The 26877-nt window shown below is 35.0% G+C and carries 23 protein-coding genes and 1 tRNA gene; 18 read left to right on the top strand and 6 right to left on the bottom strand.

Features of this window, described 5'->3' with window-relative positions; translation table 11 throughout:
- Positions 1–280: 280 nt before the first annotated feature.
- Positions 281–2176, top strand: a complete 1896-nt coding sequence (locus BLV64_RS13735; RefSeq protein WP_177165339.1) for an ATP-binding protein — start codon at positions 281–283, stop codon at positions 2174–2176.
- A gap of 21 nt (positions 2177–2197) precedes the next feature.
- The gene (locus BLV64_RS13730; RefSeq protein WP_092136546.1) at positions 2198–2875 is read left to right on the top strand and encodes a response regulator; all 678 of its coding nucleotides are present in this window, start codon (positions 2198–2200) and stop codon (positions 2873–2875) included.
- Positions 2876–3120: 245 nt separating this feature from the next.
- On the opposite strand, the gene BLV64_RS13725 is transcribed toward BLV64_RS13730, so the two are convergent.
- Positions 3121–3618, bottom strand: a complete 498-nt coding sequence (locus BLV64_RS13725; protein WP_092136544.1) for a DUF456 domain-containing protein — start codon at positions 3616–3618, stop codon at positions 3121–3123.
- Positions 3619–3738: 120 nt separating this feature from the next.
- Between BLV64_RS13725 and BLV64_RS13720 the strand changes: the two genes are divergently transcribed.
- The 10 genes from BLV64_RS13720 to BLV64_RS13670 all read left to right on the top strand — a co-directional run bounded on the left by BLV64_RS13720 (position 3739) and on the right by BLV64_RS13670 (position 11545).
- Positions 3739–4113 (top strand): BlaI/MecI/CopY family transcriptional regulator, encoded by a 375-nt coding sequence (locus tag BLV64_RS13720; protein ID WP_092136542.1) that lies wholly within the window; start codon positions 3739–3741, stop codon positions 4111–4113.
- Position 4114: 1 nt separating this feature from the next.
- A complete protein-coding gene (locus tag BLV64_RS13715) occupies positions 4115–5533 on the top strand; it encodes a M56 family metallopeptidase (RefSeq protein WP_092136540.1) in 1419 nt (472 codons plus the stop codon).
- A gap of 95 nt (positions 5534–5628) precedes the next feature.
- Positions 5629–6108: a hypothetical protein gene (locus tag BLV64_RS13710; RefSeq protein ID WP_092136538.1), complete on the top strand. Its 480-nt coding sequence runs from the start codon at positions 5629–5631 to the stop codon at positions 6106–6108.
- Between the two features lie 222 nt (positions 6109–6330).
- Positions 6331–6960: a cell envelope biogenesis protein OmpA gene (locus BLV64_RS13705; protein ID WP_092136535.1), complete on the top strand. Its 630-nt coding sequence runs from the start codon at positions 6331–6333 to the stop codon at positions 6958–6960.
- A complete protein-coding gene (ruvC, locus tag BLV64_RS13700; RefSeq protein WP_092136533.1) occupies positions 6961–7515 on the top strand; it encodes a crossover junction endodeoxyribonuclease RuvC in 555 nt (184 codons plus the stop codon).
- 108 nt (positions 7516–7623) lie between these two features.
- Positions 7624–8754 (top strand): radical SAM family heme chaperone HemW, encoded by a 1131-nt coding sequence (gene hemW, locus BLV64_RS13695; protein WP_092136530.1) that lies wholly within the window; start codon positions 7624–7626, stop codon positions 8752–8754.
- On the top strand, positions 8754–9500 hold the full coding sequence (locus tag BLV64_RS13690) for a cyclase family protein (RefSeq protein ID WP_177165338.1): 747 nt from the start codon (positions 8754–8756) through the stop codon (positions 9498–9500). The genes hemW and BLV64_RS13690 overlap by 1 nt, the downstream gene beginning before the upstream one ends.
- Positions 9501–9834: 334 nt before the next feature.
- Positions 9835–10518 carry an ATP-binding cassette domain-containing protein gene (locus BLV64_RS13680; RefSeq protein ID WP_092136526.1) on the top strand — a complete coding sequence of 228 codons (684 nt, stop codon included), beginning with the start codon at positions 9835–9837 and terminating at the stop codon, positions 10516–10518.
- Positions 10519–10536: 18 nt separating this feature from the next.
- Complete coding sequence (locus BLV64_RS13675; protein ID WP_092136524.1) at positions 10537–10902, top strand: MmcQ/YjbR family DNA-binding protein; 366 nt, start codon at positions 10537–10539, stop codon at positions 10900–10902.
- A gap of 64 nt (positions 10903–10966) precedes the next feature.
- A complete protein-coding gene (locus BLV64_RS13670; protein ID WP_092136522.1) occupies positions 10967–11545 on the top strand; it encodes a PhnA domain-containing protein in 579 nt (192 codons plus the stop codon).
- An 87-nt stretch (positions 11546–11632) separates the two neighbouring features.
- On the opposite strand, the gene BLV64_RS13665 is transcribed toward BLV64_RS13670, so the two are convergent.
- From BLV64_RS13665 to BLV64_RS13655, 3 genes are all read right to left on the bottom strand, one after another.
- The gene (locus tag BLV64_RS13665; RefSeq protein ID WP_092136520.1) at positions 11633–13672 is read right to left on the bottom strand and encodes a M56 family metallopeptidase; all 2040 of its coding nucleotides are present in this window, start codon (positions 13670–13672) and stop codon (positions 11633–11635) included.
- Between the two features lie 9 nt (positions 13673–13681).
- On the bottom strand, positions 13682–14047 hold the full coding sequence (locus BLV64_RS13660) for a BlaI/MecI/CopY family transcriptional regulator (RefSeq protein ID WP_092136518.1): 366 nt from the start codon (positions 14045–14047) through the stop codon (positions 13682–13684).
- A gap of 259 nt (positions 14048–14306) precedes the next feature.
- A complete protein-coding gene (locus BLV64_RS13655; protein ID WP_092136516.1) occupies positions 14307–15695 on the bottom strand; it encodes a dipeptidase in 1389 nt (462 codons plus the stop codon).
- 124 nt (positions 15696–15819) lie between these two features.
- Between BLV64_RS13655 and BLV64_RS13650 the strand changes: the two genes are divergently transcribed.
- A tRNA-Leu gene (locus BLV64_RS13650) sits at positions 15820–15901 on the top strand.
- Positions 15902–16010: 109 nt separating this feature from the next.
- Here the strand turns inward: BLV64_RS13650 and BLV64_RS13645 are convergent.
- Complete coding sequence (locus tag BLV64_RS13645; protein WP_092136514.1) at positions 16011–16769, bottom strand: helix-turn-helix domain-containing protein; 759 nt, start codon at positions 16767–16769, stop codon at positions 16011–16013.
- Between the two features lie 269 nt (positions 16770–17038).
- Between BLV64_RS13645 and BLV64_RS13640 the strand changes: the two genes are divergently transcribed.
- The 5 genes from BLV64_RS13640 (at position 17039) to BLV64_RS13620 (ending at position 25947) form a co-directional block, all read left to right on the top strand.
- Positions 17039–17434: a type III secretion system chaperone family protein gene (locus tag BLV64_RS13640; protein WP_092136512.1), complete on the top strand. Its 396-nt coding sequence runs from the start codon at positions 17039–17041 to the stop codon at positions 17432–17434.
- Between the two features lie 11 nt (positions 17435–17445).
- Positions 17446–18162 carry a PspA/IM30 family protein gene (locus tag BLV64_RS13635; RefSeq protein ID WP_092136510.1) on the top strand — a complete coding sequence of 239 codons (717 nt, stop codon included), beginning with the start codon at positions 17446–17448 and terminating at the stop codon, positions 18160–18162.
- Positions 18163–18224: 62 nt separating this feature from the next.
- The gene (locus BLV64_RS13630) at positions 18225–18875 is read left to right on the top strand and encodes a hypothetical protein (RefSeq protein ID WP_092136550.1); all 651 of its coding nucleotides are present in this window, start codon (positions 18225–18227) and stop codon (positions 18873–18875) included.
- A gap of 18 nt (positions 18876–18893) precedes the next feature.
- A complete protein-coding gene (locus tag BLV64_RS13625) occupies positions 18894–20978 on the top strand; it encodes an SPFH domain-containing protein (RefSeq protein WP_092136508.1) in 2085 nt (694 codons plus the stop codon).
- Between the two features lie 91 nt (positions 20979–21069).
- Positions 21070–25947, top strand: a complete 4878-nt coding sequence (locus tag BLV64_RS13620) for a DNA repair ATPase (RefSeq protein WP_092136506.1) — start codon at positions 21070–21072, stop codon at positions 25945–25947.
- A 105-nt stretch (positions 25948–26052) separates the two neighbouring features.
- Here the strand turns inward: BLV64_RS13620 and BLV64_RS13615 are convergent.
- A partial coding sequence (locus tag BLV64_RS13615) for a T9SS type A sorting domain-containing protein (protein WP_143034176.1) occupies positions 26053–26877 on the bottom strand: 825 nt, incomplete at its 5' end.

Raw genomic sequence — 26877 nt, 5'->3', positions numbered from 1 at the left:
ACTCACAAAATAAGAGGAAGTGTTCCAACAAACGGTTAAAATCAAAATGTATAAAAGGGTTAGTGTCATTTTTCCTTTTATTTTATGAGATAATTTCCTTTTATTTCTCCTAAAAATTATACATTGTAGCACGCCATTAACGACTAGTATATTGAAGCGCTTTTTACTCTTATTACTTTTCCTATTGCTACCTGTTTTTGGGTTTTCGCAATTTAAGGACGCAAAAATGGTGGATAGTATTTACGGCCTCCATAAACTTGCCAGGACCGCCTCATACCCGATGCCGGAACGTTTTGAGTTTGCTCGAAAGGCTATAGAACTTTCGCGGTTGGAGAAAGTGGATAGCATCGTTTTGTCTAGTAATAGGGTGTTGTCTTTCTTATTTCTAATAAATAGAGATATCGATTCTATTTATCCTATTAACAAAGAAAATCTTATGTTGGCATCCCGCATTAAGGATTCGTTGCGTATGGCTTATGCTACGAATAATCTGGCGTATTATTTTCAAGAAACCAACGTACTTGATAGTTCGTATTTTTATTATGTAAAAGCGCGTAAATTGTATCAGTCTCAAGGCGCTTTACACAATGAGGCTTCAGTATTGCTTAATATTGCGGTTATACAAGAACGCGAACGCGATTTTATGGGGAGTGAGATTAGTGCTATTCGGGCTATTGAAATTTTAAAAACACTGCCCCCAAGCGATTCGGTGTACGATTTATTGTGGTCTCTTCATAACCTAGTGGGTATCGTAGCTGAACAGTTAGAACGTTTTGATACAGCCATTGATTACCATTCAAGGGCCCTTGATTATGCTAAAAAAATGAAGCAAAGTGAGAGTTTACGATTGTATACTCAAACCAATTTGGCTATTTTATTTCGTAGGAAAGGAAAATTTAAAGAGGCTAAGAGTCGATTTAGAGCTATTTTAAAAAACACGACCCTTAAATACGAAGATCCTAGTACCTATTCTTTGGTGCTTTCAGGTTTAGCTTATAGTGAGTTTCTAGACCCAAATAACGCTAACGATAGTGAAATACAAACGCGGTTTAAGGAGTCTATCGAGGTTGCCGAAGACTCTGGCTTTTTAATGGAATTAATGTACGCTAGTCGGTATTATGGAGAATATTTAATATCTAAAGGAAACAAAGATTCTGCTTTGGTTTATATTAATAAGGCTCATGAACTGGCCAAGTCTCAAAATGCCAACGAATCCATATTACGGACACTACTACTCAAGGCTAAAATAGAAGAAGGTGGACAATCTAAAAACTATTTGTTAGAGCATATACAATTAAACGATAGCTTGGTGTTAAAAGAGCGTCTTATACGTAACAAGTTTGCACGCATAGATTATGAAACCGATGTCATAAAAAAAGAAAAAGAAATAATTTCTAAACAGCGATTATGGTTGTTGTTGATCTCCGCTATATTATTTATAACTTTATTGTTTGTTTATACCATTAAAACACACCGATCTCGTAAGCGGGAGTTAGAAATGGTTAGAACACAACAGGAAGCCAACGAAGAAATTTATAACCTGATGCTTTCGCAGCAAAAACAATTACATGAAGCAAAAGAACAAGAGAAGAAACGTATCTCTCAAGAATTACATGATGGAATATTAGGGCGTTTGTTCGGAACGCGATTAAGTTTAGATAGTTTGAATTTAAATAAATCGGATGATGCTATCCAATCGCGTAGTACGTATATCGAAGAATTAAAAAGTATTGAGGATGACATTCGCAAAGTGTCTCATGATTTAAATACCGATTTTATTAGTCAAGCCAAATTTACCGATATCATAGAGTCGCTAGTCAGTACACAAGCGTCTGCTATAGGTTTAAAACAGAGTATTATTATAGATGATAATATTAATTGGGATCAAATATCCAACAAAACTAAAATACATTTATATCGTATTACACAAGAGTCATTGCAAAATGTTTTTAAACATGCAGAAGCTTCGGAGGTGTCTGTAAGTATGGTATTGCAAAATAAAAATATTATTTTAGAGATTAAAGATGACGGAATAGGTTTTAATGATTCTAAAACAAAAAAAGGGATAGGATTAAAAAATATACGCGATCGCGTGAATGAAATAAAAGGTGATTTACGTTTGGATTCTGAAATTAATTCTGGAACACGAGTTGTGATTACTATTCCTTACCGTTAATAAAAAGCAAGTTATTGAGCTATGAATAAAACGCAAATTAAGATATTAATGACCGACGATCATCCTATGATTATTGAAGGATATCAAAATACCTTACTGTCTACTAAAAAGGAAGATCAAGAGTTAATTATTGATATTGCAGCAAATTGTGAACAGTCTATAAAGGCAATAACGAAATCGATTGCGATAAACGCACCTTACGATTTGTTTTTTTTCGATATAAGTATTCCTCCAACTGAAGATGGTATTTACCAGTCGGGCGTAGATTTAGCGTCTTATGTTAGACGATATGTGCCAGATTCAAAAGTGGTATTGCTAACTATGTTTAATGAGTCTTATCGTATTCATAATATTATAAAAAACATTAAACCCGATGGCTTTTTAATTAAAAGTGATATCACTGCAAGTGAGTTGTCAAGTGCTTTTCAGGCTATTATTAATTTTCCGCCCTACTATAGTGGTACGGTTAATCAAATATTAAAAAAAACCTTATCTACTGGGTTAGATGTGGATGAAGTAAATCACGAAATACTGTATCTTCTATCTCAAGGTGTTAAAAATAAAGATATGACACATCGTATTCATCTTTCTCTGAGTATGATTGAAAAACGTAAAAAATACTTAAAGGAGATTTTTAATATTACAGATGGTAAAGATGACTCCCTAGTGATCGCCGCTAAAAAAGCAGGTTTTGTATAAAGAAAGCTTAAAATACATTTTTTTTATTTTTTTTAATCAACGATTATCCTACTAAAATGGGATGATTTGACTCTTTTCGTGCTTTTTATTACGGTTTTTGCCGTAATGCATTAAAATTTATTTTTTTAAGTTTATACCAACAAACCAATTATTTTCTTTCCTTGGTGGTTTGTTAATAATAGCATAGTACACATATTTACACTTACCTTATGGTTGTTTAAAAAAACACCATAAGGTTTTTTTGTTTAAAATAGTATGTCTCTATGCTCCCAAACAATGGTTATAAATAGTCCTGCATAAATTACTGCTACCATAAATTTTATAAAGGTTCCCGTAATAAATCCTAAAAAGGAACCGAAGGCAGCTTTTAATGCGGTTTTAAAATCCGTTTTATTTAGTACTTCTCCGACGAGTGCACCGATAAAAGGGCCTATAATTATACCTCCAGGAATTGGAGCTATAAGTCCTATTATTAACCCAATAGATGTTCCAATCATTCCGGCTTTAGTACCCCCAAAGCGCTTGGTTCCAAGGGCTGGAATAATGTAATCTAGAGCAAAAACAATTAGGGCAATAGCTAGTGTAATACCTAAAAATAACCAATCGTAGTCCAGTGGTGTGGTGAAATAAAGGAATAAGAGGCCAACCCAACTTAGGGGTGGGCCAGGAAGAACAGGTAGTAAGCTTCCAACTATGCCCATTAGAATAAATGAAAAGCCAATACAAATATAAAGTAAATCCATAAAAAGTTTACTATAAGACGTTTAAAAGTGAATAATGTTACTATTTTATAACTAAAAAATTAGTTTAAACTAATTTTTTAGTTATATTTGTTTTAGGGAAATAAAAATAAGGATTTTAAAATGAGGCAGTTAACAAAAGCGGAAGAGGATATAATGCAGGTGCTTTGGCAATTAAAAAAAGCCAATGTCAAGCAGATTTTGGAACAATTAGATAATCCTAAGCCGGCTTATAACACGGTATCTACTATTGTTAGAATTCTAGAAAGTAAAGGTTTTGTCGATTATGAAAAAAAAGGAAAAGGGCATATTTATTTTCCTCTGTTGAAAAAACAAGACTACAGTAATCAGTCTATTAATAAGTTAGTCGATAACTATTTTCAAGGTTCTTTTAAAAGTATGGTGTCGTTTTTTATGAAAAATAACGACATCAGTCTTAATGAGTTGGAATCGGTTTTAAAAGATATTAATTCCGAAGTCCCACTAAAAAAGGAATAATATGTTACACTATTGTATTCAAATCATTGTTTTTCAATCACTATTTTTATTAGTGTATGATATAGTCTTAAAAAAGGAAACTTTTTTTAATTATAATAGAGCGTATTTATTAGTGACTGTTCTTATTTCTCTTGTTATACCATTTGTAAAAATAGATCATTTTAAAAGGATTATTCCGGAAGCTTATGTGGTTTCCTTGCCAGAAGTTATTATAGGTTCATCACCTCATAAATTTTTGGGTGTTCAGCATCTAGATCCTGTGTTTATTTCAAATATAACAGTGTTCACTTGGGAGAATCTGTTGTTTTTTGGTTGGGTAATATCAGCACTAATATTGAGTTTTAAGGTATTCCAAATCATTAAATTATTAAGGGGTAACCAGGGAGAGAAACAAGGCCGTATAACGCTGATTTATTTAAAAAATAGTACTTCGGCATTTTCTTTTTTTAATTTTATTTTTTTGGGAGACGCCATTTCAACCAGCAAGCGATCGGCGATTTTAGCCCATGAAAAGGTGCATGTCAGCCAAAAGCACTCCTTAGATTTATTAGTGTTTGAACTACTACGTATTCTATTTTGGTTTAATCCATTAATTTATATCTATCAAAAACGAATCGCTGAGGTTCATGAATTTATAGCTGACTCGAAAGCTGTAAAACAGCACAGTAAAAAAGTGTACTATGAAAATTTACTTTCTCAAGTTTTTGATACACAATCCATTTCATTCATCAATCCATTTTTTAAACAATCATTAATCAAAAAACGAATCATTATGTTAAGTAAATCAAAATCAAATCGAGTAAACGTTTTAAAATACACGTTAGTATTACCTTTAGTTGTGTTTATGCTTGTGTATACCTCTTGTACTGCACAGGAGGACAACACGAATCAAAATCTAAGTATCGTACAACAAATAGAAGCTTTAAAGTCTTCTATAAGTACACAAGGCACAATCACCCCTTTAGAAGAAAAAGCCTTAGTTGAGTTGGTAGAGATGCTAGAAGAGTCTAAAGTGAACACTTTAAAAATAGAACGCGAACATCTATTGTCAAACAATCAAGATTCATTTTCATTTCTAGATATCGACGAGGTACCCACTTTTGCAGAGTGTGAGGACTTAGGTAGCAATACTGAGAAAAGAAAATGTTTTAGTAAGATGGTTAACACTTTTGTTGCTAATCATTTTAACCCTAAAGTCGCCGATGAATTAAAATTAGTGGGAAATCAAAAAATCAGTGTCTTTTTTACCATTGCTAAAAACGGTGAAATTAAGGACATCAAAACAAGAGGTCCCCATATCTTATTGGAAGAAGAAGCTAAACGTGTTGTAAGCTTACTGCCGAAAATAAATGCAGGAAAACAAGATGGTAAGCCTGTAAACGTGACCTTCTTTTTACCTATTCATTTCATGGTGAAATAAAGTGATCTCAACCGCTGTAAAATAAAACCGAAGCACTGTCTTCGGTTTTTTCTTTTTAGAAGAATTAATTGTACTTTTCACGTTCAGTTTAGATTATGAAAAAAGCACTTGTTTTTTTACTGCTAGTCACTGTTTTTTCATGTAAATATTTTGAAGCCGAAAAAATAGCTTCGGAAGATATTTTAAATGAAGAGCTTAAATCATTCAATTGGAATACGGTTGATGCGTACCCTGCTTTTGCTTCTTGCGAAACACTAAGTTCTAAAGAAGATAGGAAAGCATGTTTTGAAAATACTTTGGCCACACATATTGCTGAGACTTTTTTAGCACATCGCTTTATTGTGACTCAATCTATTAATGATACCGTAGTTATGGAATTTAGTGTATCCGAAAAAGGGATACTGGCATTAAATCATATTAAAGTCGATTCGTTAACGATTCATGAAATCCCAACTATTAAGACTGTGTTACAAGAAAGCTTAGAAACACTTCCGGAAATTTTCCCTGCTATTAAACGCGATCAACCCGTAAAAACAACATTTACCTTACCGTTAATTGTATCTGTTGCTGAATAGGGTAAGTTTTTGTTTAAAGTCATTTGTTGTTGTAAAAGATTCTAAAGGCATATTTTGATTTACAATAAATAAAATAAAAAGCAGCAAGTACTAAACTCAATTTAATGAGTACAAAAATTAATTGATTAGTTTTGTAGGGTATGGCTTTATCCATGTTAATTAAAAGGCTTTTAAAAAGCGAAGCCAAATTTAATGTTTGCAAAATAAACTAAAAATAATACAATGAAGACTTCACATATAGGCTATTGTTTTATAATTCTATTCTTAATGACTTCAACCGCACTTCTCGCGCAGCGTGATACAAGCAAATGGCGTGCACTATTAGCTGTCGGTGTTAATAGTCCGTCGCAAAGTGGTTTTGTTGGTGACTTTGAAGGGAATTCTCTAAATTTCCCTACGATAAACTTAGGGATACAAACCTTATTTACCCCTCAAATGGGAGCGCGGTTAGATTTAGGGTATAACCGCTTTGCTAATGCCGATAATACGCCGGATTTTAAAGTGAATTATACACGTATCAACGCTCAGTTTGTTTATGATGCCACGCGACATATGCGATTTTTACCTTTGCGAATGGCTTCGATAGCACATATTGGTCCTGGGTATTCCATAATTAAACCTTTGGATGCCTATGGTGATAATAAGCTGTCGTTTTTAAACGCTATGGCAGGCTTAGAATTTCATTATACTATAGATGAGACCGTGTCTATTTACTTAGATGGAAGTTATATTTATGGTTTTGCGGGTGATTTTGAACCAGAATTTAATGGCTATGGCTCTTTTAATGGTAATTTATTAACCGTAACGGTTGGTGTGTCGGTCGCATTAAGCGGGTGCAGAACGTGTAATTAAATGGCAGGAGAAAAAATTATTTTAGGTATCGATCCAGGAACGACTATTATGGGTTTTGGACTTATAAAAGTAGTGAATAAAAAAATGCAATTCCTTCAGCTTAACGAGTTGGATTTAAAAAAATATGACGATCACTATTTAAAACTCAAGCTTATTTTTGAACGCACCATAGAATTAATCGATACGCATCACCCCGATGAGATTGCTATTGAAGCACCATTTTTTGGTAAAAATGTTCAGAGTATGCTAAAATTAGGGCGCGCTCAGGGTGTTGCAATGGCCGCGGGACTATCGCGAGAAGTTCCTATTACCGAGTATGCACCGAAAAAAATAAAAATGGCGATTACCGGTAATGGTAATGCTAGTAAGGAGCAAGTCGCTAAAATGTTGCAAGGTATGCTCGGTTTAAAATCCCTGCCAAAGAATTTAGATTCTATGGATGGTCTAGCGGCTGCAGTTTGTCATTTTTATAATGAAGGTCGTGTAGAAATTGGTAAAAGTTATACGGGGTGGAGTGCTTTTGTTAAGCAAAATGAAAAGCGTGTTAAAAAATAATAGCGCTATACCTACGAAAACAAAAATCTGAAAACAGCCGTTTTAAGGCTGTGGTTAAAACAACTTAAAAGCATTCGTTTTTAGTTTAAACACAATACAAATACTACTATGTCGGGTATCTATATACATATTCCTTTTTGCAAGCAAGCTTGCCATTATTGTGACTTTTATTTTTCGACCTCATTGAAAAAAAAAGACGCTCTTGTTGAGGCCTTAATCCACGAAATTGGAATGCGGACATCAGAAACAGAGGGACAAGTGATTGAAACTATTTATTTTGGTGGAGGAACGCCGTCCTTATTAAGCAATGAGGAAATAGAAGCGATACTTGCTGCAGTTTATAAAAACTATCCGGTTACAGATGCTCCGGAAATTACTTTAGAAGCGAATCCTGATGATTTAACTCAAGAGCGGATTTTAGAGTTGAAAGATACAGCGATTAACCGATTGAGTATTGGAATACAATCGTTTTTTGAATCCGATTTAAAACTAATGAATCGCGCCCACAATGCACAGGAAGCTATGGACTGTCTAACCTTTGCAAGTCAGCATTTTGATAATATTTCATTAGATTTAATTTATGGAATTCCAGGAGCTAGTGATGCGCAATGGAAAGCCAATATTGAGCAGGCTTTAGCGTTTGGTGTTAATCATATTTCGAGTTATGCGCTAACGGTAGAGCCTAAAACGGCGCTGGCGTCCTTTATAAAAAAAGGCGTTATTGATCAGGTTGATGATGAGCGGGCGCAACAGCAGTTTTTTATTTTAATCGATGCTCTCGAAGGACAAGGATTTGTACACTACGAGTTGTCTAATTTTGGTAAGCCGGGCTATTTTAGTCGCAATAATTCTGCCTATTGGCAGGGTAAAACCTACTTGGGTATAGGGCCCTCTGCGCATTCGTTTAATGGTGAACAACGCAGTTGGAATATTAAAAATAATACGAAATATATTGAAGCGATAGAACAAAATAGGCTGCCTTTAGAGGTAGAAACATTAAGTGTAACGGACAAATATAACGAGTATGTTATGACGGGATTGCGCACCATTTGGGGCGTGTCTTTAGAAAAGGTTAGAACAGATTTTGGTGAAAACTTTGAAGATTATCTTTTAAAACAGTCGGATAAGCATATAAAAGAACAATTATTGTATATTGAAAATGAAAAATTAAAAGTAACCAAAAAAGGTAAATTTTTAAGCGATGGTATCGCTTCCGATTTATTTAAAATTAATATATAGTGAACGCAACAATTCAAGTCAATAGTAAAAAGTATAAAGTAGATTTAAATAAACCCTTAGATATTTCCATGCCTTTAAGGGCTTCTAAAAGTAATGCCAACGCATGGTATATTGGAGCTCCAGAAATACAGCCTGTAGAGATTGATGATTGGGTAGCTAGTGTAAAAAAGGGAGCCTCTATAAATTTTAATACTATACAGTTTAATCCACATGCACATGGCACACATACAGAATGTGTAGGTCATATTACCGAAAAAGTCTATAGTATTAATAAATGTTTAAAAAAGTTCTTTTTTGTAGCCGAGCTCATTACTGTAGCACCCGAATTACAAGGAGAAGATTATGTTATTAGTAAGCAGCAAATTCAGTTTTTATTAAAACGTAAGATGCCACAAGCTTTAGTGATTCGTACTATGCCGAATACGACAGATAAAAAGTCACGACAATATTCTAATACCAATTGGGCTTATCTTACAGAGGAAGCGGCCGAGTATCTAAAAACTAAGAATATTCAGCATTTACTTATCGATTTGCCAAGTGTTGATAAAGAGAAAGACAATGGCGCATTATTAGCACATAAAGCCTTTTGGGATTACAATGGAACGCTTAGAAAAGAAGCCACCATTACCGAGTTTATTTATGTACCCAATAAGATTTCTGATGGATCGTACATTCTAAACCTTCAAATAGCGCCTTTCGAAAATGATGCCTCTCCGAGTAAACCGGTATTGTACAAAATCGAATAAGACTTTTTCAGGGTGTTAATGCCTGGTGGCATATAAGTTTAAAAAAATCAGACAACCCACTTTTGAGATTATTTAAAAACATGCTTTTATTTCAAAAAAAGATATTCTTTACTTCCTATAGTATAGCTATGCTAATTGGGCTGTTGTTGGATTTTGATCCCGCCGTAATTGGGGTTTTCTTTTTTCCAATCGCGCTTTTAAACCATGCTTTCTTTTATGAGATAAAAAATAGAAGCCAATATTACTACTATTATAATTTGGGTTTAAGTCATGGCGTTCTTTGGTTATCGACCGTCGTCATTGGTGTTGTTAATTTATTAATACTATTGGCAATATGAGTGTGTTACATGTTGATAGTATAAGTAAGTCCTACCATGGTAAAGTGATTTTAAGCGATGTGTTTCTAGCCTGTAAATTAGGCGAGATTAAAGGATTACTAGGGCGCAACGGATCGGGGAAGTCAACACTACTTAAAATTATTTTCGGAATAGAGAAATCCGATTTTAAATTTATAAAAATAGGGGGGCGGCATATTAAAAATTTATCGGAAGGACGTGGGCTAATTAATTATTTGCCTCAAGAAAACTTCCTGCCAAATAGCATACGTATAAAATCGCTTATTGCATTATTTCTGGAAAAGGAAAATAGGGACGTAGTGCTTAAAAACCCTCATATTGTTCCGCTATTAGATAAAAAGAATCAGGAATTGTCGGGAGGTGAAAAACGAATTGTTGAAATTCTATTAATTATTCATTCAAAGGCAGATTTTATATTGTTGGACGAGCCTTTTAATGGGGTGAGTCCTATAGTGAGAGATTATATTATTGACTATCTTAAGTCAATGAAAGCGAAGAAAGGCTTTATAATTACCGATCATGATTACAAAAATGTAATACATTTAGCAGATACTCTTGTGTGTCTACAAAAGGGGGTCTTAAAAGCAATAGCGAGCCACGATGACTTGCTAGACTTAGGCTATCTAACAGAGGCAAGTTTAAAGGCTCTTAAATCAATTTAAATAGACTTTGTAATAACTATGAATATTGAAGATATTAGAAACTATTGTTTGGGGAAACGACATGTGACCGAACATTTCCCGTTTGATAAAGATACTTTAGTGTTTAAAGTTGCTGGTAAAATGTTTTTATTAACGGGTTTAAAAACCTGGGAAAAAGGTAACCCATTTCTGAATTTAAAGTGTGATCCCGAATACGCTGAAGCCTTAAGGTTTGATTATGAAAGTATTCAGCCAGGATATCACATGAGTAAAAAGCATTGGAATTCGGTGTATCTTAATCATAACGAGCTACAACCTCAATTTGTTTTAAAATTAATTGATGATTCGTATAATTTAATAGTAGATAGTCTCACCAAAAAATTACGTCAAGAACTTGACTTGTAATCGCAAATATTGGGTGTTTAAAGATTCAATAAATATGCTTACTTTTGCCGGATAACATAATACTATGAGTTTAGATAGAGAATTAAATAAAAGAGCAGATAATAAGTGCGAATTATGTGCAAACACAGAGCATTTAGAAATCTATACTTTAGAACCTGCAAAAGACAAAAGTTTAAAGCATTCGTTAACCGTTTGTAAAACCTGTTTAACACAAATTGAAGACCCGGAACAAACAGATCCTAATCACTGGAGATGTTTAAATGATAGTATGTGGAGCGAGCACCAGCCGGTACAAGTAATGGCTTGGAGAATGCTGTCGCGTTTACGCAAAGAAGGTTGGCCTCAAGATTTGTTAGATATGATGTATCTAGAAGATGAGGTGTTAGAATTTGCTAAAGCTACAGGTGAAGGTGAAGATGATGCCGATAAATTAATTCATCGCGATGTTAATGGTGTTGTTTTAGAAGCTGGAGACTCTGTAGTCTTAATAAAAGATTTAAAAGTAAAAGGGTCTAGTATGGTTGCTAAGCAAGGTACTGCGGTGAGACGTATTTCTCTAGATCATGAAAATGCAGATTATATAGAAGGAAAAGTAGACGGACAACAAATTGTAATTATTACGCAATACGTAAAGAAATTGTAATTCTGTAGTTATTTTATATCTCATAAAAAACGTCGGTTTGAAGTTGTACTTCGAGCCGACGTTTTTGTTTATTGAATTTAGAATAGACTAGTCTTCATCTTGAATATATTCACCGTTAATAATGGTCATCGATTTGTCAGATAAATGTACAGTCGAAATACCATTATTAGTTTGCATTGTTAAATTTATATTTTCGCTTGTGTTTAAAAGCTCTAATGCCTTTTTAGAAGTAATCGCTTCACCGTTATAATAAAAAGAAGCGTTGTTTTTAGCCATTTCTTTTATTGTTTCTGTTGTCGATTTCATTGTTGGTCTATTTGTTGAATGTTGCTTTGGACGGCGTAATTCTGCTCGTCTTTCTTCGTGTTTTTCAACTTCTTTTTCAAATTCTCTTTTAACTCTATGTGCTTCCTTTTGGTCAGAATCACGATGTTCGATTTCTTCTATTTCAAGCTCATAGTCTTTATCATTGGTTTTTAATTTTTTAATCACCCTTAACGTGTCTCCTTTTAGGATTCTTGGAGGTGGTGGTATATGCGATGACTCTCCTTTTTTTACCTTTGGAGGCATTGGTGGTGCCGGTGGTGGAGCAACATGAGAATAATATTCTGATCTTAGAGTAGACTTACTATTTTTTGTTTTAGACAGGTGTACACTATACTTTCCTTTAGGGTATTGTTTTACCAATACATCCATGTTGCCTTGTTTTTTATACAACGCAATGGCTTTTTTGGCGCTTATCTTTTTGTTTTTGTAAAGGATGTCGTCACCGTTTTTTTCTGTTTGCTTCATGTATTTTGAGAACCCTTCAAGACTTCCAATTATTTGGTCGCTTGATAGCGGTGGTGGTGGTGGTGGTGGTAACACTAGTGCTTCTCCAGCTTTAGCTTTGGGTGAAATTGAATAGTTTTTATCATGTTTATCCACCAAAGTAATCAGAACAGGTGAGAAGGGTTTGCTTGTTTTTGTTTTTATATTAAATAATTGAATAACAGCTCCTAATTCTGTTTCGTTAAGAAACACTTTTGCCTGATTGTTTAATGTATTGCCTTTTACTCTCTCTGTAGGTTTACCTTTAAATTTCACATTAAAGGATACAATTGGATCGCCTGTTGTTGTACCTAATAGTATTTTCTCAATACCTTGTTTAGAAAGTCTAAGTTGGCACGCGTCGCAAGTTATGCCGTTTATAGTTAACTGAGGGTTTTGAGTTGAACTAATAGGAGCTGTTTGCTGGTTTGGTAAAGGTGGCACATCATGTACTTCGATAGTTTTAGTGCTGCTGAAGCTAAACAGTAAGCCGCCCAATAAGGGGAGTAATAAAAGGCTTTTTAGCCACTTTGCTTGTGGTGGTGTTTGTGTTTTCATAACTGTAAATCGTTTTTTGATTAATGAATAGTTTATGGCGTTTGCCAAGGAATTATAATGCGCACCTGATGAGAATGCGAGTAATAAATTTTGATATGTTGCTGGGGGAATGCCTTGTTTTAAAACTCCTGCATCGGCAAGGAACTCATGGTTTAGTTTAATGTCCTTTTTTATAATGTAAAGTAGGGGGTTAAACCAAAAGAAAATAAGAAGGAATTCTATAAATAAAATATCTAGAGAGTGCTTTTGTATCGCATGTGTTTCTTCGTGTAATTTTATTTCTTGGGGAATGCTATTATTTTCAAAAGTTGTTTTGTTGAAGAATATGTAATTTAAAAACGTGTGAGGAGTAACCTCACCGTCTAATAAAACATTAGTAATGTGCTGAGTTTTATATTTCGGGTTTTGAACAATACGCTGCCTGATGCGATATAGGTTAACAGCAAATTTTAATCCGAAGACCACTACTCCCAATCCGTAAACAGCCCATAGTATATAGCTAATGTAATTTATAGAATCTAATGGGGTTTGATCTTCAAGATGCACATTGAATACTCCTGTTTCGTTGAGAATGTTGGGAGTAGCTGATATGGTAACATATTCTGTAAAGGTGATAAATGGAATGCTAAACGATAAAACCAAAGCCCCTAATAAATAGAAGCGTTTAAAAGTATGCATGTTTTCTTGTTCTAAGACCAATTTATAGAAGACTATAAAAAAGACTAAACAGGCTGCGGATTTTATAAGTAATAGTTCCATAATATCTGACTATTTATTTTGTAACTCACTATCTATAATAGCACGTAATTCTTGTAATTCTTTTTTTGACAAATTGGTTTCTTTGGTGAAAAAGGAGGCGAATTGCGAACTGCTATCGTTAAAAAAGTTTTTGATTAGACTATTAACCTGTTTTGAGAAATACTCTTTCTTTTTAACTAGGGGAAAGTATTCTCTCGAATTTCCAAAACGCGTATAGCTTACAAAGCCTTTGTCTGCCATACGTTTTAAAAGGGTAGCTACTGTTGTGGTGGCAGGTTTTGGTTCGGGGTAGGCTTCTAGTAAATCTTTCATAAAAGCTTTATCTAATCGCCAGAGGTGATTCATTAATTCTTCTTCGGTCTTTGTGAGTTGCATGGTTCTACAATTTTAGAGGGTATTCTACAAATGTAGAATAAAAATACCTATTCTACAAATGTAGAAGGTCTTTTTTAGGAATTAGAATGCGTTAGGGGTTGAGCGATATGTTTGAGCTCTCCCGATTTTTTTTCGGGAAGCGAGTCGTGAAGACCCGACCCGTTAGGGAAACGCCCATATTAAAATACGGTGAGTTTTTAATTTTATAGCATAAAAAAGCCGCTTAAAAATTAAGCGGCTTAGTAGTCTAACTGTGCTGTTATTTGTGCATTTCTGTAAAATGTTTAAAGAAATACGGTATGGTTTCTATACCTTTTAGGTAATTCCATACTCCGAAGTGTTCGTTTGGCGAGTGAATGGCGTCGCTATCTAAACCAAAGCCCATTAAAATGGTTTTACTCTTTAGTTCTTGCTCGAAAAGCGAAACAATTGGAATACTACCACCGCTGCGTTGAGGTATAGGCGTTTTTCCAAAAGTAGCTTCATAAGCTTTGCTTGCTGCTTGGTATCCTACGCTATCGATTGGTGTAACATAACCTTGACCACCGTGATGTGGGGTTACCTTCACTTTAACACCTTCTGGAGCGATGCTTTCAAAGTGCGTTTTAAACAGGTCGGTAATTCTCTCCCAATCTTGGTTAGGAACTAAACGCATAGAAATCTTTGCATAGGCTTTACTCGCGATTACGGTTTTAGCGCCTTCTCCAGTATAACCTCCCCAAATACCATTAACATCTAATGTTGGACGAATAGAGTTGCGTTCGTTGGTTGTGAAGCCAGCTTCCCCATAAACGGCATCGATATCTAATGCTTTTTTATAGTTTTCTAATGAAAACGGAGCTTTTGCCATTTGTGCGCGCTCCTCTTTAGAAAGCTCTTCGACATTATCATAAAAACCAGGAATTGTAATATGATTATTTTCGTCGTGTAACTGTGCTATCATTTTAGTTAACACGTTAATCGGGTTTGCGACAGCACCCCCATAAAGGCCAGAGTGTAAATCTCTGTTTGGTCCGGTCACTTCAACTTCTACATAACTTAATCCACGTAAACCTGTTGTAATTGATGGTACGTCTTTAGCGATCATACCGGTATCACTAATAAGGATAACGTCGTTTTTAAGTTTCTCTTGATTTGTTTTTACAAACTTTCCTAGGTTAACACTGCCTACTTCTTCTTCACCTTCTATCATAAACTTAACGTTACACGGTAGTTGGTTGGTACGCGTCATAAACTCTAAGGCTTTAACGTGCATGTACATTTGACCTTTATCGTCGCAAGCACCGCGGGCGAAAATGGCACCTTCAGGATGTGTTTCTGTTTTTTTGATCACAGGTTCGAATGGTGGTGAAGTCCATAAATCGATAGGGTCTGGTGGTTGTACATCATAATGACCGTAAACCAACACAGTGGGAAGATTTTTATCTATTATTTTTTCTCCGTAGATAATTGGGTAGCCTTCGGTTTCACAAAGTTCTACAGTATCGCATCCGGCTTCTTTTAAACTTTTTAAAACGCTATTTGCTGTTGTGATGACGTCTTTTTTATAAGCAGAATCCGCGCTAATAGACGGTATTTTAAGTAATTCGATAAGTTCTGTTAAGAATCGATCTTTATGCTCAGTCACATAAGATTTAATATTTTGCATACTATAATTTTTGGATTTACGTAAAAGTACAAAAAGAGTTGCAATTTTATTATAAACTCTTGTTTGAATATTCAAACATTTGTTTATATTTGCACTCGCTAACTAAATAAGTTAGTTATCTTTTGCGGGCGTGGTGGAATTGGTAGACACGCTAGACTTAGGATCTAGTGCCGCGAGGTGTGGGAGTTCGAGTCTCCCCGCCCGCACAACAAAAGAGCAAAAAGCTCCTCATTTTATGAGGAGCTTTTTTTGTTTATAGCGTGTTCTGAATAGATAGAGACCTTTTATTACTCCCTTATCTTAGTTGAATCGACATTACATTGAAGATTTTAATTTTTTAAATTCATTCTCTAGAAAGGCGATTTTGTCTAACACGTGATTGTTTTTAGTGTCTGGAAGTCGGTGTTGTAATACCGATTTAATTTCCCATAATTCCTTAATTTCCGAAGTTGTGATGTGTTGTTCCTCGATGCCTTTATGATCTGATGTTAAGGTGAGGGTATCACCTTTGGGGTAAATTCTTTTAAGTACTAAAGCGTTACTAGTAAGTATTAAATACATATGAGAAGGCGAAATAGTATCGAAAGCTGATTTGGGTATCCATTCGCCAAACACGATGTCTTTTGGGTATAATCCGCCATTTTCAGTACTCATTTCCAAGTCGTCTACTATATAGGCTCTCTTTTTTTTAGCGTTATCATTAGGTAGGCTAATAAAAGGTAAGCTATTAATAAATGAGCTTAGGGAAGCGTTCTTAATGTAATCATTCTGTTGTTCGGGTGTAATACAAGGCACAGAAATAAAATCATGTTTTGTTTCTTCAAAAAAATGATCTTCGATATCGCCTTTAAATTTTAAAAGCTGATTTACCGTGAGTTCTTTTGTGAGTAGATCGTCGATAGGGATGCTAAAATAATTAGCAATCTTAATTATCGTTTCTGTTTTAGGTTCGCTTCGGCCTTCTTCGTAAGCGCCTAGTGTTCCGCGCTTTAGGTCGAATATCTCAGCGAAGGCCTGCTGACTCATCGCTTTAACACTTCTTATTTTTCTAATATTTTTACCGAATAACGACATGTTTTTGCTAATTATATTTGCAATATTAAATTTTTTTTGTACTTTGGTCTAACAATATTAGCAAATACTAAAGAAAATAGCTAATATTTTTAGCTTTAAAACCATTCGAAAGGTAATTTAAGACCGGTATTAACCCTTAAAACCACAATTTATGATACTATTAATTTTATACATCTTAGCAGAGCTTGTTAAGATAATTTAACAAAGTCTTGATACTTTTTTGTAATATTAAGCTTTCAAAATTTTACTACTAACCCTAAAAACCACCGATGAAAAATCATTTCAATATAACGAGAAATTTTTTACTAGAATTAAATTTTGATATAACTAGAGAGAATCTAGAAGATGGTCTTATGGTTGTTCAAAAGGAAAACTTTGGAATTAGAAATTTAATTATAGGCGTCGCTCCCCCAATTTTAATTATGGAGCAGTTTATTTTTAAGATAAATAATCAGTCCGAAAAAATATTTAAAAGTTTACTGCAAAAAAACAGAGATATTGTACACGGGGCTTTTGTTTTAGATGATTCTGGCGAGAAAGTTATCTATAGAGATACACTACAAATAGAGAATTTGGATTTAAATGAACTCGAAGGGTCATTAAATTCTTTAAGTCTCTTAATGTCTGAATACTCAGACAAAATTATTGAATTTTCAAAATACTAAAAACGAACATTATGAACATCTTTAGAAGATTATTTAAAATAGGAGAGGCAGAAACCAATTCTGCAATAGATAAAATGGAAGATCCCATTAAAATGACCGAGCAAGGTATTCGCGATATGCGATTAGATCTCGATAAAAGTTTGGAGGCTTTAGCACAGGTTAAAGCCATGGCTATACGATCTAAAAGTGAACAGGAAGAATTTCAAAATAAAGCTGATGATTATCAAAATAAAGCGATAATTATTTTGAAAAAAGCCAGCACGAATGAGATCGATACTGCAGAAGCTGACCGATTGGCTAAAGAAGCTTTAGCTCAAAAAGACAGTGCCGAAAAGCAACTTTTACGAGCAAAAGAAGAGTCTGCTAAATTTGATAATAGCGTAGAACAGATTCAAAAAAGTATTCAAACAATAAAAGCGAATATTGGAAACTGGGAAAATGAGCTTAAAACCTTAAAAGCTCGGGTAAAAGTGAGCAATGCGACCAAGAATCTAAATAAGCAAATGGCCGAATTGGATAGTACTGGTACGGTGTCTATGTTGGAGCGTATGAAGGAGAAAGTGGCACAGGAAGAAGCGCTTGCAGAAGCTTATGGTGATATTGCGAAGGCCTCTAAGTCTATAGATGATGAAATTGATAAAGCCGCCGATACCTCTACTGCAAAAGCCGATAATGATTTGGCTAAACTCAAGGAACAATTGGGATTAAAAAACTCTAAAAACAGTTAATATTGGCAGAGCTAACTAACATACTTTTTTCGGAGGTTAACGTCGTGCTTAGTGTTTTATTGATGATCCTTATTTTGTATTGGATAGTCACCATGATGAGCGGACTAGATTTTGATCCTGATTTTGATATTGACATAGATACAGAGGTTGAGATTGAAGCAGACTCAGGTATTGAAGGCGGTAATATGGATTTTGAAGATATATCCAATACCGAAATTAATAGAGAAGATGTCGTCGGTAAAAGGAGGAAACCACTTAAATGGTGGCAAGTTGCTTTAATCAATTTCAACTTCGTGGGTTTGCCCTTTATGTTCACTTTCACGTTTTGGATTTTTATATGGTGGTTTCTTACGACTATTACAACCGCGTTAACGTATACCTACGACAATCCTTTGGGATTTGGAATAATGTTAATCGCCAGTATTCCAGCGCTAATAATCACCAAAATTATAACAACTCCCTTTAAAAGCTTTTTCAAACATCTTAATAAAGATGGTGATGCACCAATAGATTATTTAGGAAGGAAAGCAACACTTCTATCTTCAATTTCAGAAGATAAAATGGGGAATGCAGAGGTGGTAATTAATGGCGACTCCTTATCGATTTACGTAAAATCCTTAAATGGAGAACCCCTCACTTACGGTGCTTCAATTCTTATTATTAAAAGATCGGCCGATCGCAATTACTATTTAGTACAATCTTATAACGACTAATTAATTATAACTAAACATATGGAATCAATTTTACCAATTATTGGGATAGGAATAGGCGTGTTGCTTTTCCTTGTTATCGTATACTTCGCGATTATAGCGATGTTTTACAAAAAAATACCACAAGGCCAAGCGCTTATTAGAACAGGTTTTGGTGGAACAAAAGTGGCAACAGATAAAGGTTTATATACTGTACCTGTATTTCACAAAACAGAAATTATGGATATTTCAGTGAAGAAAATCCAAATTGAAAGAATTGCACACGAAGGTCTTATTTGTAAAGATAATATGCGTGCCGATATTAAAGTAGCCTTTTTTGTTCGTGTGAATAACGATATCGAATATATAAAAAAGGTAGCGCAAACTATTGGTGTGGACCGCGCTTCTAAAATAGCAACCTTGGAAGATCTTTTTGAAGCGAAGTTTTCTGAAGCTCTAAAAACAGTAGGTAAGAAATTCGATTTTATAGAGCTTTACGAAGCGCGAAGAGAGTTTCGTGATGAGATAGTAAACATTATTGGAACCGATCTTAATGGGTATACCTTAGAGGATTGTGCTATCGACTTTTTAGAGCAAACGTCGGTAAAGGAACTTAAGCCAGACAATATTTTAGATGCCGAAGGTATTAAGAAAATTACTGAGCTTACGGCTGTTCAAAATATGAAAGCTAATTTGATAAAACGCGATGAAGAAAAAACCATCAGAAAACAAGATGTTGAAGCGCGTGAGGCTATTTTAGAATTAGATAAACAATTAGCAGAAAAAGAAGAGAAGCAAAAACGTGAAATCGCTAATATAAAATCGCGTGAAGAAGCCGAAACCTTAAAGGTGAGTGAAGAGGAACGTTTAAAGTCGGAAAGTGCCCGTATCGAAACCGAAGAAAAAGTAAAAGTTGCCGAAGAAAACATGCAACGCCAAATTATTGTGGCACTTAAAAATAAGGAACGTACCGATGCTGTAGAGACCGAACGTGTGGAGAAAGACAGGATGTTGGAAGTTACAGAGCGCGAGCGCGTGGTTACTTTAGCACAGATTGAAAAAGAGAAAGTTGTTGAAGTAGAGAAAAAGAATATTCAAGATGTGATTAGAGATCGTGTCATGCTGGAAAAAGGAGTGGTGGAAGAACAAGAGAATATGAAAGATATTCAGGCCTTTAAAACAGCAGATAGAGACAAGCAGGTTAAAATTACAACTGCTGAAGGGCTCGCAGAAGAAGATTTAATTAAGACTATTAAAGCAGCCGAAGCACAAAAAGAAGCCGCGAAACAAAAAGCTGAAGAAATTAATATCGAAGCGCTTGCTCATAAAGAAGCGAGTCAGAAACAAGCAGAAGCACGTAAGATTTTAGCAGAAGCACAAGCAAAAGAAGAGGCAACTGTAGGGATGTCTGAAGCGCAAGTGATGCACGCGAAAGCAGATGCTAATGAACGTCAAGGTCTTGTGGAAGCTAATATTATAGAGAAAAAAGCGAAAGCAGAAGCAGCAGGAATCGAAGCTAAAGCCGATGCCAAACGTAAAGATGGACTAGCAGAAGCCGATGTGATTAAAGAAAAAGCAATCGCCGATGCTACAGGAATAGAAGAGAAAGCAGCCGCAATGAAAAAATTAGATGGCGTTGGTAAAGATCATGAAGAATTTAAATTGCGCTTAAATAAAGATCTTAAAGTGGATCTTGCACATATAAATATCCAGAAAGATATTGCCGATGCACAAGCTCAGGTGATTAGCGATGCCCTAAAAGCTGCTAAAATTGATATTGTTGGTGGTGAGACCATGTTCTTCGATCAAATTATCGGACAAATAACTAGAGGTAAAGGTTATGATCGTTTGGTGCAAAACTCAACAAATGTTCAAGACGTTAAATCCGCTATTTTAGGTGACGAAAGCAATGGTACCAAGGGCGATCTTTTAGAAAAGGTAAAAGCGTTTGCAGATAAGTATGGCGTGTCTACCGAGGACCTTAAAAATGTTAGTATCGCTGGTTTAATTGCCGATTTGAAAATGAAATCTGATGATCGTGATGAGCAAACCATGCTAGGAAATTTATTAAACCTAGCAAAAGGCTTAGGGATTTCTGATAAAACGGTATCTAACCTAAGAAAATAAAAGTAAAGCCGACGATTCCAGTCGGCTTTATATTTCAGGATTATAGTAGGACGTATTAGCAGATATAATTTAAAATTCAGGATAGGATATAATGACAAAGAAACCTATAAAGGACGTAAATACTCAAAAACTTGACGTTGGTACTTATGAAGTGATTCAAAACCGACTTCAAAAGCAAAAAGTGGAACTACAACAGCGTCTAATTCAACTTAATAACGGACGAAAAGATGTTTTTGGCTCTCTTGAAACTAAACTCATAACCAACGATCGTATAAATACAGAAAACAACTGTATCGCTAGGGATATTGTTTCTTTGGGTGATATCTGTCTTTTGGGGTACAATGTTCATTTTGGCTTACGAACAGATATTGGTCTAAAGGATGTGATGAGTATTTATAAGTTTAAAGACAATAGCTTTGAAGCGGTGTCTTTAGATCTTTTGGAAGACGATGTGTTTAAATTAGATTTTGCTAACCTTTATAAATATTACCGCAATACCATATTCTCTAAATTCGCCATTATAGGAAACTACCTCTATATGGTCTTTCAATTAAGTGAAAGCGTTACAGATATTAAAACCTTTAAATGGTTAATTAAAGACAATACACTTCAGTATGTGGATAACCGCAGTGATCACGAGTATAAATTGCCTTCACAACACGAGTTTAATTGGCAGGAGGTTTCGCGAGACATGCACCGACGCGGAGTCCATGCTCACGTGTCTATTTTAGATCGTGTATTTGTAGAAACTATCGGAGGCGATTTAACGATTAAAATCGAAGACAATACAGATGATGGCCAGGGCATTTACTCCGAGCCTGTAGAGCACCGCGACCAAACTTTAGACGACGGGCAATACCGCTTTGCGAATCTCGGAGATCTTATTATTTTAGAGATTAAACCTTTTCAAGAACAGCCGCGATACTTTGTTTATAATCATAAGCTTAAAGAAATTCAAAAGATCGATAGTATAAAAGATACCTGTGTTTTGCTGCCAGACGATCATGGTGTTATTTTTCCGACAGGTTATTATTTGCATACCGGTGAGTACTATCTTTTTGATAATAGCATCCCGAACGTGCGTTATCAAGAAAAAATAGCCTCTCCCAATGGCGAAGATTATCTTTATGTTTTTTATTCTTCAGAAAACGGTTTATATAATCTAATGAGCTATAATGTGATTTCTCAAGAGATTCAAACGCCTATAATATGTAATGGTTTTACCATTTTGGAGGATGGAGAGTTGTGTTATTTTAGAAATGAAAACGAGCAAACGCGTCATCATGTTATTCAGATTTGGCAAACCCCTTATTTAAAAAAGGATTTGATGCCTTCTACTCACAAAGATAGTCTGCTATACAAAATAGGGAATAAAGACATTGTTAAAGCGATGGCCGAGGTTAACGGACTTATTAACTTGCTTAATAAGGAGGATAATTACGACGGACTGTATAACGATGTAGCTAAACGGTCTAAAGACTTATTGGATGCTTACTATTGGTTAAATGAAAAGGAAACCCAGCAATTAAATGAACCTTTACAAGAAATTAATAAGACGGCCAATGCGGCTATCGACGAGTTTCAAAAGGTTTTACAATTAAAAAAAAATGCTCAGCAAAAAACCGTTGAGATTGAAAAGACAACACAGGTTTTATTTAATAAAGTTAAAAGTACAGGCTTTAGAAGTATTAATGATTTTGTAGATGTTCTTACCCAATTTAGGGGGATGCGCGGAGAAGCAATTAGTTTAAAAGAAATTCGCTATGTCGATGAGGGGTTTATTGAAGATTTAGAGAACCAAATTGCTGAGCAAACCTCTCGTATATCTAATCGATGTGCTACCTTTCTTCTCGATGATAAAGCCTTAAAGCCTTACGAGGATGAGGTTGAAAAACACGAAAAGTCCTTAGGTAGTATTGTAAAGGTTATCGATGCGAAACAGTTAGAAGATAAGGTTAATGAGAACTCTAAAGATCTCGAGATGCTAATTGATATTGTCTCTAATTTAGAAATTGAAGACACATCGCATTCTACTAAAATCATTAATAATATCTCACTGATTTTTGCTACTATTAATCAGTTGAAAGCTGAAATAAGAAAAAAAACGAAATCTCTTGGTAGTGAAGAGGCGCAAGCGGAGTTTGCAGCTCAATTAAAATTAATAGACCAGAGTATTATTAATTACTTAGATATTGCTGATACTCCCGAAAAATGTGATGAGTATCAAACTAGAGTTTCCATTCAACTAGAAGAACTGGAAGGAAAGTTCGCCGATTATGAGGATTTTATCGGATTAATAATTGAGAAGCGGGAAGAAGTGTATAATGCTTTTCAAGCGCGTAAAAATAGCGTCATTGAAAAACGAAATAAGCGAGCACTTGTTTTACAAAAATCGGCAGAACGTATTTTAAATGGCGTGCGTAAAAAAGCAGAGTCCTTTTCTGAAGTTTCAGATATTAACGGGTATTTTGCTTCAGATATTTTGGTGAGTAAAGCTAGAGATATTGCCCAGCAACTTCAAAATATGGACGATAGTGGTAGGGCAGAAGAAATTTTAACTTTACTTAAATCGGCACGCGAAGATGCGCTTCGAAAGCTTAAAGATAAAAAAGAACTTTATGAGGATGGCGATAATGTAATTCGCCTAGGGAAACATAAATTCGGGGTTAATAATCAGGAGTTAGATTTGGTTATAGTTTTTACCGATGGACGTCTAAAATACCACTTAACTGGAACCGATTTTTATCAAAATATAGAAAACCAAACACTTTTAGATTCAGAAGAATTTTGGAGTCAAGATTATATTTCTGAAAATAAATATATTTATAGAGGGGCCTACTTGGCATATAAAATCTTTACTAAGCATAACGATGCTATTTTAGATCACACCGACGAGGAGCTTATTACCCTAGTTCAAGAAGAGAGTAGTAAGGATTATTCTGAGGGCTATGTGAAAGGGGTGCATGATCTTGACGCTGCTAAAATATTATCAACACTTATACAAAAGCACAAGGCGCTTGAGTTATTGCGGTTTCACCCGGAGATTAGAGCTTGTGCACACTATTTTTGGCGTTTTACAAGTGATGAAAATCGACGCTACCTTAATGAGGGTATAAAAGCATCAGGTGAAGTTATACGGTATTTCCCGACCACAAAAGAGTATGAGTATATTTTGAGTAAACTTCAAATTGCTCTTTACGATTTTGCTGAGACTTCAGGTATATATGTAGCGTCTCATGCAGAACAAGCTGCTCGCTATTTGTTTGAAGAGCTTCAAAATGATGATGACTTTCAAAAGAGTGGGGTTGCAATTCAGATTAAGGAAGCATTTCTTAATGAAATGAAAGCCCAAAAAGCAGATCTTAAATTCAGAAAAAGTCTTGATGCACTAGAGGTCAATTCGTCGAAAGTGGCTTTAATTCGTCAGTGGGTAAAAGCCTATTTGGCAAGTGAGAATGCTGAGGATTTAGAATTCAAGTTAAAGTATGTAAATGAAGTGGTGTGTTTAATTCTTTTTGAAGACGAATCTGTTCTAAACGCACAGTTTACATCGCCTTCAGAGGCTATAGAAGGGTTGCGAGGAGATCATGGGACTATTCAAAATGGAGTTTTTCAGTTTAACTATCACGATTTTTTAACGGCTTATGAACGTTATTTTAGAATAAAAGTGCCTGCTTACTATGCTTTTAGAAAAGCAAAACACGAGGTGACCATTCATTTAAAAGAGGTGTTAAAATTAGAAGAGTTTAAACCTAAAATTCTGAGTTCGTTTGTTAGAAATAAATTAATTGATCAAGTTTATTTTCCGCTTTTTGGAGATAATTTAGCAAAGCAACTGGGGACTGTAGGCGATCAAAATCGAACGGATAGAATGGGCTTATTGTTATTAATATCGCCGCCAGGGTATGGAAAAACTACCTTGATGGAATACATAGCAAATCGGTTAGGTTTAATTTTTATGAAAATTAACGGACCATCAATAGGTCATGATGTTACGTCGGTAGACCCCGCTTCGGCAACAAATTCTGCAGCTCGCGAGGAGTTAAAGAAGTTAAACTTGGCTTTCGAAATGGGTAATAATGTGATGTTGTACCTTGACGATATTCAGCATTGTAATCCGGAATTTTTGCAAAAATTCATCTCGCTATCCGATGGAACGCGAAAAGTTGAAGGTATCTATAACGGCGTTTCTCGAACCTACGATCTAAGAGGGAAGAAATTCTGTGTAATTATGGCTGGAAACCCTTATACTGAAAGTGGTGATAAGTTTAGAATTCCTGATATGTTAGCTAATAGAGCAGATATTTATAACCTTGGTGATATTATTGGAGATACTGCGCATTTATTTAAGTTGAGTCTTATTGAAAACGCATTAACATCAAATCCTATTTTACACCAATTAGGGAGTAAGAATTTTGATGACGTTTACACCTTGCTTGATAGAATTGAAAATGGTAATCAAGAGGCACAATTAACGGGTAATTACACCAATCAAGAAGTTCAAGACTATGTTTCAGTTTTAGAGAAGGTGATTCAAATTAGAAATACCGTGCTTAAAGTTAATGCGACCTATATTAAAAGTGCAGCTATGGAAGATGACTATCGCACAGAGCCTTCGTTTAAACTACAGGGTTCGTATAGGGATATGAATAAAATGGTTGCTAAGGTTGTTCCGGTAATGAATGATCAAGAGCTAAAAACACTGGTGCTATCGCACTATGAAAGCGAATCGCAAACGCTGACTTCTTCTGCTGAAGCAAATTTATTAAAGTACAAAGAGCTTGTTGGTGATCTTTCTGAAACGGACAAAGAGCGTTGGGCTGTAATAAGGGAGACCTTTCAAAAGAATAATAAACTAAAAGGCTTCGGTAATAAAAATGAAATGGCGCAGTTACTTTCTCAATTGATGCAGTTTTCTGATAATTTAGAAGGTATAAAAGAAGTGCTTCAGAAAGGTTTTAAAGCTTAGTGGTATGAGGCTATAGTATAGTATTATGACCTGGCGAAATATAAAAGAAAGAGGGGTTTCTAATTTAATAGAAACCCCTCTCTTTTTTTAAATTATTATTCGTTCTTATTTCTTGATCACACGAATTATTTTAAGATGTTTATCTTGTTTTATTTTAACAATATAAATACCCGTTGGTAATTGCTGACCAAACTTATATTCCTGCTGACTATTAAACTCGTCATTAAGCAACTGTTTGTTGTATAAGTCGAAAACTTGAATACCAATTTTTCCTTTAGACGGTGTTTTTACATTCAAGTTAAAAGTACTACTTGATGGGTTCGGATAAGCTTTTACCTCGAATAAATCAATTGATGTATTAGCTGCTTGCTTATATGGACTAGAGCATAATGGGCCATTATTACGGCTTTCTCCTGCTACAATAGTGAAATCTCCTATTACCATTCCGACATATATTGGCTGTGAGCAACTTGTGTGTAGCTCACCAACGACTACACCGTTAACGATAAGGTAAATAGTATTTGAAATTCTATTTTTCTTTCCAGTACCATAGATTGTGAATTGTCCAGTAGTTGAATGCGTACCACTATAAATTTCAGCACCCTTTTTACTTTCAATTACAATATTTGCATTAGTAAGTGGTCCATTGTATTGTAGAGTTAATTCTACCATACCACCTTCACATTCGCAATCACAATCATCTACGCCTGTTGGACTGATAGTAATGTCCCAAGAGCAGGTCATGTCATTAAATGTTGCTATTTCATCACATGCTGTTATTGGTTCCTCAGGTTGATCTCCAGTAACTACCCATGAGCAAGAAGCATCATCAAACGTTGCCGTTTCATAACAAGCTGTTGTTGGTTCGTCAGGTTGTGTTCCCGTAACTACCCAAGAGCAAGAAGTGTCATCAAACGTCGCGGTCTCATA

Origin of the sequence: Bizionia paragorgiae (assembly GCF_900107625.1) — a bacterium.
In the GTDB taxonomy this organism is placed as follows: domain Bacteria; phylum Bacteroidota; class Bacteroidia; order Flavobacteriales; family Flavobacteriaceae; genus Bizionia; species Bizionia paragorgiae.
Note: the sequence above shows the minus strand (reverse complement) of the source record. Positions and strands in the feature narration are given on the sequence as shown.